Annotated in this window: 7 protein-coding genes; all 7 read right to left on the bottom strand. The window is 69.5% G+C overall.

What is annotated here, in order from left to right; translation table 11 throughout:
• Positions 1 to 329: 329 nt before the first annotated feature.
• Positions 330 to 1178 (bottom strand): metallophosphoesterase family protein, encoded by an 849-nt coding sequence (locus BT98_RS0113300; RefSeq protein WP_019463332.1) that lies wholly within the window; start codon positions 1176 to 1178, stop codon positions 330 to 332.
• A gap of 4 nt (positions 1179 to 1182) precedes the next feature.
• A complete protein-coding gene (locus BT98_RS0113305; protein WP_019463331.1) occupies positions 1183 to 2472 on the bottom strand; it encodes an ABC transporter substrate-binding protein in 1290 nt (429 codons plus the stop codon).
• Positions 2473 to 2504: 32 nt separating this feature from the next.
• Positions 2505 to 3347 carry a carbohydrate ABC transporter permease gene (locus BT98_RS0113310; protein WP_019463330.1) on the bottom strand — a complete coding sequence of 281 codons (843 nt, stop codon included), beginning with the start codon at positions 3345 to 3347 and terminating at the stop codon, positions 2505 to 2507.
• Entirely contained in the window at positions 3340 to 4257 is a 918-nt protein-coding gene (locus BT98_RS0113315) for a carbohydrate ABC transporter permease (RefSeq protein WP_019463329.1), read from the bottom strand. The genes BT98_RS0113310 and BT98_RS0113315 overlap by 8 nt, the downstream gene beginning before the upstream one ends.
• The gene (locus BT98_RS0113320) at positions 4250 to 5386 is read right to left on the bottom strand and encodes an ABC transporter ATP-binding protein (protein ID WP_019463328.1); all 1137 of its coding nucleotides are present in this window, start codon (positions 5384 to 5386) and stop codon (positions 4250 to 4252) included. The genes BT98_RS0113315 and BT98_RS0113320 overlap by 8 nt, the downstream gene beginning before the upstream one ends.
• Before the next feature lie 121 nt (positions 5387 to 5507).
• A complete protein-coding gene (locus BT98_RS0113325) occupies positions 5508 to 6188 on the bottom strand; it encodes a class I SAM-dependent methyltransferase (RefSeq protein WP_019463327.1) in 681 nt (226 codons plus the stop codon).
• Between the two features lie 27 nt (positions 6189 to 6215).
• Positions 6216 to 6628: UDP-2,3-diacylglucosamine diphosphatase (locus BT98_RS28655; protein WP_456307564.1), on the bottom strand; the 413-nt coding region annotated here is incomplete at its 5' end.

Consider the following 6628-nt stretch of genomic DNA (forward strand, 5'->3'; position numbering starts at 1 on the left):
CCGGATCAAGCGTGCGGAAGTCCCGACAGAGCACCATGCCCGCAGCATCGCAGAAAGCCCGAAAAATGATACCTATTTGATGGCCGGTTTAGTAATGTGTCCATTGCCCATGAAGAACACGGTTCAGTCCTTGGCATTCCAGACCATGCGAAGAGATTGGAAGCCACAGCCGCCGCGATACTTGCCCGCGCCGCCTGATGAGGCCTTGATCCAACGACCCGGACAGACGAGGGGCTCAGCCAGCTCCCCGCCGCAAACTCGCCCGGGCATGCCCAGTCGCTGAGGACGCCAAGGCCGTCCCACAACCAGGCAGCCAAGGAGCAGGCGGGTCAGCCGGCCGGCTGCAACTGGCCGTAGATGTCCGGCATACGGCCGATATCGTGCGGCTGGAGGCCTTCCGGCCGGACCAGCCCGTACTCGTGCCGGCCATCCGGGTGCAGGGCATGCATCACATAGCCCTGCACCTTCTCGCCAAAGGGCTTTCCGTCCGCCCAGGCATCGCCGACATGGAAGGCGACCGCAGGGGCCCAGATCTGCCGGATTCCCTCGCACAGGCCGCGATCGCGCCACTGGTGCACATGGCCGGAGGCGACGAAGGCCGGGGGATGCGCCCGGAACATCTCCACCATCCGGCGGCGTGGCGCCTCCAGCACATGCCAGTAGCTGCGGCCCGCCTCGTCCAGCGCCTGCTCGCAAAGCGGCTTGTGCAGGAAGATCGCGATGCTGCGCCCCGCGGCCCCCGACAGGGCATCCTCCAGGAAGGCGAACTGCTCCCCGGCCATCTCGGTCGCGGTGATCAGGGTGTCCAGCCCGATCAGCCGCCAGCCCGGCACGTCCCGCAGGAAGCGGTCGGCGCCGAAGATGCCGTTCCAGCGCTCGACACGCTCCGCATCCGCGCCATCGCGCGCCGCGATGGCCGGGTCGTTGCCCACGTCGTGGTTGCCCGGGATGGCCAGCCAGTCGAGCCCCATCTCCTGGTGCCGGGCGAAGGCGTGCTCCAGCTCCGCCTGTCCGGCCTCCCCGCCCAACTCGCCATGGGCGGAGATGTCGCCGGTATGGATCACGAGGTCCGGCCGATCCGCCCGCAGCCGCTCCGCCACGGCCGCGAAGTTGCGGTCGAAGACAGGGTGGCGCGGGGAGAGATGCGTGTCGCTGATCTGCGCGAGACGGAACACCATGGGTTCAGCCCTTCCGCGGCAGCAGGCGGCGCACCTCGGCCACCATGTCCGGGAGGACCTGCTCCGGCGTCGCCTTCTGTTCCACCACCCGGGCGATGTTGTCCACCATCGTCTGGGTCACGCGCACGCTGTTGCTGCCGGGAAAGGCGTACCAGGGGACGGAGATCGGGATCTGGCGCACCGCCGGCACGAAGAGCGGGTTCGCCTTGTAGAAACCCGCCAGGTACTGCGGGTCGTCGATCGCGATCTGGTTGCAGGGCAGGTAGCCGGTGTTTTTCACCATCATCGCCTGCCCCTCGGGGCCGGTGGAGAAGCGCAGGAACTTCCAGGCGGCGGCGCGCTTCGCCGGGTCCTTCGCGGTCAGCATGCCGGCGGCGCCGCCGGTCGGCAGCCGGCCCTTCTGCGCGTCGATCACCGGCATCTCCGTGGTGCGCAGCGGGAAGTTCTCGCCCACCGACGCGGCCGTGCCCCGCACCAGCGCCGTGGTCTGGAAGATCATGCCGAGCTTGCCGGCGGCGAAAGCCTGGCGCGCCGCGGCGGCGCTGAGGTTCGGCATGCCGCCCTCCTTCACCATCCGGTCGATCAGGCGCAGCGCGTTCAGCCCCTCCGGTCCTCCAAAGGCCACGTCGCGCTCATCCGGCGTCAGCATGCGGCCGCCGGCGCCGAAGAGCAGGGCGGAGAACATCCAGTCGTCGCCGTTCCAGGTGTACCACATGCCCTCGACGCCATCGCCGAGACGGTGGATCTTCCCGGCCAGCTCCAGGACGCCGTTCCAGTCCCTGGGGAAGTTGCCGGGGTCGCCGCCGGCGCGGCGCACCAGATCGGCGTTGTAGTAGGTCACCGGATTGGAGGCGGCATAGGCCAGCCCTGCCTGGATGCCGCCGAACTGGCCCAGCGCCAGCATGTTCGGCGTATAGCCCGCCCTGGCGGGATCGCCTTCCTCCCGCAGCAGCGGCGTCAGGTCCTGGGCGATGCCGCGCTCGGCGAAGACGCGCAGCCGGTTGAAACCCTGGTAGCTGAGGTCGGGGAGCTGGTTGGTGCCCGCCTGGCGCAGCAGGAGCTGCGCGCCCTCCTCGTAGTTCGGGGTGTTGATGAAGTTGACCTTGATCCCCGGCTCGCGCTTCGCGAACTCGGCCATGATCGCGTCGTAGCTGTCCTTGTAGATGAAGGGCTGCGCGTAATGGACGGTGATCTCCGTCTCCGCGGCGCGGGCGATACGCGGCGCGGCGAGAGGGGCGGCCAGGGCGGCGAGCGGCAGGGCCAGCGCCTTGCGGCGCCCGAGGTCGAAACTCATGATGGTATCTCCGGATACGGTTCTTGTCGGGGTCAGCCCTTGAGCCCCGTGGAGGCGATGCCTTCCACGAAGCGCCGCTGGGCCAGGAGGAAGGCGATCACCAGGGGGGCCGTCATCACCACGGCAGTGGCCATCAGCGCGCCGTAGTCGTCGCCGGCATCCACCGAGCGGAAGAACAGCACGCCCAGGGCCGGCGTGGCGCGGTCCGGCCCGCTGACCACCAGCAGGGGCCAGAACAGGTCGTTCCAGTGCGCCACCACCGAGAAGATCGCGAAGGCGGTCGCCGCCGGCCAGGCATTGGGCAGGACGATGCGCCAGACGATGGCCATCTCGCCCATCCCGTCCAGCCGGGCGGCATGCAGCAGGTCGTCCGGCAGGGAGCGGAAGAACTGGCGGAACAGGAAGATCGCGAAGACCGAGATGGTGAAGGGCGCGACCAGCGCGGCATAGGTGTTCAGCCAGCCGAGCGAGGCGAGGGTCACGTAGATCGGCAGGGCGGTCGCCTGCACCGGCACCAGCAGCCCGAGCATCACCGCGCCGAACAGCACCTCCCGCCCCGGGAAACGCAGCTTGGCCAGGGCATAGCCCGCCGGCACCGCGAAGAGCAGCTGGAAGAACAGGATGGCGCCGCAGACCACCACGCCGTTCAGCAGGTAGCGGAAGACAGGAATGCGCTCGAAGACCTTGCCGTAGTTCTCCGCCGCATGGAACCGCTGCGGCAGCAGCGAAAGGGAGTCGCGGAAGATCTCGTCCAGCGGCTTCAGGCTGGCGGCCACCATCCAGATATAGGGCATCAGCACCAGCAGCCCGAGTACGGTCAGCAAAGCGAGGCGCGGCAGGTCGCGCAGCAAGGGCGTGTCGCGCGGCTCAGCCATAATGCACCTGCCTGTCCAGGAAGCGCGTCTGCAGCCACATCAGCGTCAGCACGATGGCCAGGAAGACCAGCGTGACCGCCGCCGCGTAGCCGAGGCGGAAATAGGTGAACCCCTCCTCGTAGAGCTTGTAGAGCAGCACGTTGGAGGCGTTGTTCGGCCCGCCCTGCGTCAGCACGGCCACGAGGTCGAAGGAGCGCGTCAGGGCCCGGATCATGGTGATGGTCAGCACGAAGAGCGTGGTGGGGCCGAGCAGCGGCCAGGTGACGAGACGGAACCGCTCCCAGGCCGAGGGCACGCCATCCACCTCGGCGGCGGCGTAGAGCTCGCGCGGGATGGCAGTCAGCCCCGCCATGAACAGCACCATGTTGAATCCCAGATTCTCCCAGCTCCCGATCGCGGCCAGGGAAAGCAGCACCGTGTCGGAAGAGGAGAGCCAAGCCGGCCCCGGCAGGCCGACGGTGCGCAGCATCGCGTTCAGCGGGCCGATGGTGGGGTGCAGCAGGTACTGCCAGGCCGCCGCCATGGCGACCGCGAGCGACACGACGGGCAGAAAGAAGACGGCGCGGAAGAAGGCGCGTCCGCGCAGGCCGGACTCGATCAGCACGGCCAGCCCCAGCCCGCCCAGAACGGAAACCGGCGTGGTCAGCCCGACATAGACCAGGGTGTTGCGGACCGACTGGGCGAAGCCGCGATCCGAAAGGAGCTCGGCGAAGTTGTCGAGCCCGACCCAGTGGAACCCCTCGGCACCGAGCTCGTAGTCGGTGAAGGCCATGGCCACGGCCGCCAGGGTCGGCAGCAGGATCATCAGCACATAGGCGATCACCGCCGGCAGGCTCAGCAGCCAGGCGGCGAGGGCTTCGCCATGCCCTCTCGCCCGAACGGCGGGCGCCGCGAGCACGGCCTCAGACATGGGCCAGTTCCGCGCCCAGCGCCGCCGAGGGGCAGCGTCGTCCGGCGGCATCGAAAAGCAGCGCCTTGCCCGCGTCGAAGCCCAGGAAGGCCTGCCCGTCGCCGGGGATGCCGGAGCGGCCTTCCGGCGGCAGGCGCAGCACCAGGGCGGAGCCGCTTTCCGGGTGGCGCAGATGCAGCAACAGGCTCTCGCCCAGGAACTCCATCGCCTCGACGCGGGCCGGCAGGCCGTTGGAGGCGAGGTGCAGGTCCTCCGGCCGCACGGCCAGCGTCAGCGGCCCCGGCATGGCGCGCAGCCCGATGGCGAGGCCGGCGACCCGAACGACCCCATCCGCGTCCGCCTCGGCCGGCAGGGTGTTGATGCGGGGCGAGCCGATGAAGGTGGCGACGCGCAGATCGGCCGGATCGTTGTAGATCGCCTCGGGCGTGGCCACCTGCAGGATGCGGCCGCCGAGCATGACCGCGACCCGGTCGGCCATGGTCAGCGCCTCGGACTGGTCATGCGTCACATAGAGCGTGGCCGCGCCGCTGCGGCGGTGGATCTCCACGATCTCCCGCCGCGTCTGGACGCGCAGCGAGGCATCGAGGTTGGACAGCGGCTCGTCCATCAGGAAGAGCTTCGGCTGCCGCACCATGGCGCGCGCCAGGGCGACGCGCTGCCGCTGCCCGCCGGAAAGCTGGCCGGGCTTGCGGTCGAGCAGCCCGGCGAGGCCCAGGGCGCGCCCGGCCTTCTGCACATCCGCCTGGATACCCTGCCGGACCGCCGCCGTCCCCGGCAGGAAACGGCCCAGGAAAGGCGCGCGCTGCCAGCCGTTCAGCCGCCGCATGGCCAGCGGCACGGCGATGTTCTGCGCGGCGGTCAGGTGCGGATAGAGGGCGTAGGACTGGAACACCATGGCGACGTCTCGCTCGGCTGCGCGGCGCCGCGTGACGTCGCGGCCGGCAATCTCGATGCGCCCCTGGTCCGGCTGCTCGATCCCCGCGGCGATGCGCATCAACGTCGATTTGCCGCAACCGGAAGGACCCACCAGCGCAATGAACTCCCCTTTGGCCATCTCCAGCGAAACGCCGAACAGGATCGGCGACCCGCCGAAGGACTTCGTGACTCCGCTGATCAGGACCCCAGGCAAACCGCATCTCCGTATTGACGGGCGGCCTCATGCGCCCGGCGGATGACGCACCCGTTGCGGTTTCACGAACCTTTGATGGCAATCCCAGGCAGCCGGAAGCGCCGGGAACCATCCGCCTACGTCACGCTGGGCGGTAGTGCCAGACGCTGGCGGGGGGCAGGTTCAGCGGGGTCCAGGCCTCCCGCTTGGCACTCAGCCCGAGCTGCCGGTAGGGCAGGGGCGACGTGATGCAATAGGTGTAGAGCAGGAAGCCCCGCCCCGGCGCGACGGCCTCCACCGCCTGCACGAAGCGCCGCTGCCGCTCCAGCGGCAACAGCACCAGCGGAATCCCGCAGATCACCGTGCCGACGCGCCCATGCAGGTTCTCCGAGATCAGGCGCGGCAGGTCGAAGGCATCGCCCGTGACAACACAGGCGCCGGGCAGCTTGCGGCGCAGATGCTGGGCCATCTCGCTCTCGATCTCGACCACGGTGAGCCGCTCCGGCGCCAGTCCCTGCGCCAGCAGGGCCCGGGACACCACGCCCGTACCGGCGCCGAGCTCCACCACGATCTCCCCCTCGTCGACCCGGGTCAGCCGGGCGATCCGCCCGCACAGGGCCGGGGAGGACGGCACCACGCTGCCCATGCGCAGCGGGTTGCTCGCCCACTGCTTCAGGAACAGGCTCGCGTTGGCGATCCCGCGGCCCGGTTCAGACGCGCCGGACGCCTGGGTGAGAGGGCGGTCCGAAGCATCCCCGGAACCGGGCTTCCGCATGACGGTGGCAAGCCGCGCGATCCGCGGCAGAAGGGTCGAAACAGACAATCCGTGGATCCTCGTTCAGGGTCCCCGTCACGCGCCGGCTTCGCCCGCTACGCCGGGCGGCCCAGCGATGGGAAAGGCCGGGACGGGAAAGGCGGGGACGGGAGTTCCAGCCGCCGGCGCCACCGGCCGGGGCACGGGCGGGCTGCGCCTCGACCAGTCCAGCAGTTCGAAGCGTCCGTCGGGATGCTCCACCAGGGCGGTGCAGGACTCCACCCAGTCTCCGGTGTTCATGTAGGTCACGCCGCCGATGTCGCGCATCTCGGCATGATGGATGTGGCCGCAGATGACGCCGTCATAGCCGCCGCGCAGTGCCTCGTGCGCCAGCGACTCCTCGAAGCGGTCGATCGCCTTGACGGCTTCCTTCACACGCCGCTTCAGCCATTGCGACAGCGACCAGTAGGGGTATCCCATCCGCCGCCGGGCGGTGTTGAACCAGCGGT

It is taken from the genome of Roseomonas mucosa ATCC BAA-692, from assembly GCF_000622225.1.
Classification (GTDB): domain Bacteria; phylum Pseudomonadota; class Alphaproteobacteria; order Acetobacterales; family Acetobacteraceae; genus Roseomonas; species Roseomonas mucosa.